General features: G+C 69.8%; 1 protein-coding gene. It reads left to right on the forward strand.

Annotated elements, in window-relative coordinates; all coding sequences use genetic code 11:
• On the forward strand, positions 1 to 1,395 hold a 1,395-nt coding region (traA, locus tag M529_RS25365; protein ID WP_021316088.1), incomplete at both ends, for a Ti-type conjugative transfer relaxase TraA.

Here is a 1,395-nt window from a genome sequence, read left to right on the forward strand (position 1 = left end):
TGGCGCAGTTCGCGTTCCGGCACAGCGACGGCAAGGATCAGTTCGACCAGGTGATGAGCGCGGTGCGATCCTCGCCCGAGCTGGTGGCGCTGGGGCGGGACGGGAAGGGCGAGGATCGGTTCACGTCGCGCGACATGATCGCGGCCGAGCAGCGGTTGGAACGCGCGGCCGAGGGGCTGGCGATCGACCGGGGGCATGGTGTCGCCGACGCCCATGTGACCCGCGCGCTGGCGTCGGCCGAGGGCAGGGGGCTTGACCTGTCGGCCGAGCAGCGCGGGGCGTTGGCGCATATCACCGGCGACAAGGGCCTTGCGTCGGTCGTCGGCTATGCCGGCAGCGGCAAGTCGGCGATGCTGGGGGTCGCGCGCGAGGCGTGGGAGGCGCAGGGCTATCAGGTGCGCGGCGCGGCCTTGTCGGGCATCGCGGCCGAGAATCTGGAAGGCGGGTCCGCCATCGCGTCGCGGACGATCGCGAGCATGGAATATCAATGGGAGCAGGGCCGCGAACTGCTAGGCCCGCGCGACGTGCTGGTGATAGACGAGGCCGGCATGATCGGCACGCGCCAGATGGAGTGCGTGCTGTCCCATGCCGAACAGGCGGGCGCGAAGGTCGTTCTTGTCGGCGACCCCGAGCAGTTGCAGGCGATCGAGGCCGGGGCGGCGTTCCGGGCCGTGACCGAGCGCCACGGTTGGGCCGAGATCACCGAGATACGCCGGCAGTGCGAGGACTGGCAGCGCGACGCGACCAAGGCGCTGGCGACGGGCCGGGCAGGCGAGGCGATCCATGCCTATGAGGCGCATGGCATGGTGCAGGCGGCCGAGACGCGTGAGCTGGCCCGCGCCGATCTTGTGGACCGCTGGGATGCCGAGCGCATCGCCGCGCCGGATCAGTCGCGGATCATCCTCACCCATACCAATGCCGAGGTGCGCGATTTGAACCTGGCCGCGCGCGATCGGCTGCGCGACGCCGGCGAGCTGGGGCCGGACGTGCGCGTGTCGGCCGAGCGCGGCGCGCGGGACTTCGCGACCGGCGACCGCATCATGTTCCTGAAAAACGAGCGCGGGCTAGGGGTGAGGAACGGCACGCTGGGGAAGGTCGAGCAGGTATCGCCGGAGCGCATGGCGGTGAAGCTGGACGATGGCCGATCGGTCGCGTTTGACCTGAAAGATTATGCCCATGTCGATCACGGCTATGCCGCCACCATCCATAAATCGCAGGGCGTGACGGTCGATCGCGCGCATGTGCTGGCGACCCCCGGCATGGACCGCCATTCGGCCTATGTGGCGTTGTCGCGGCACCGCGACGGGGTGCAGCTCCATTACGGCCGCGACGACTTCGGCGACGATCGCCGGCTTGTCCGCACGCTGTCGCGCGAGCGGGCGAAGGATATGGCGT

The organism is Sphingobium ummariense RL-3 (assembly GCF_000447205.1).
Classification (GTDB): domain Bacteria; phylum Pseudomonadota; class Alphaproteobacteria; order Sphingomonadales; family Sphingomonadaceae; genus Sphingobium; species Sphingobium ummariense.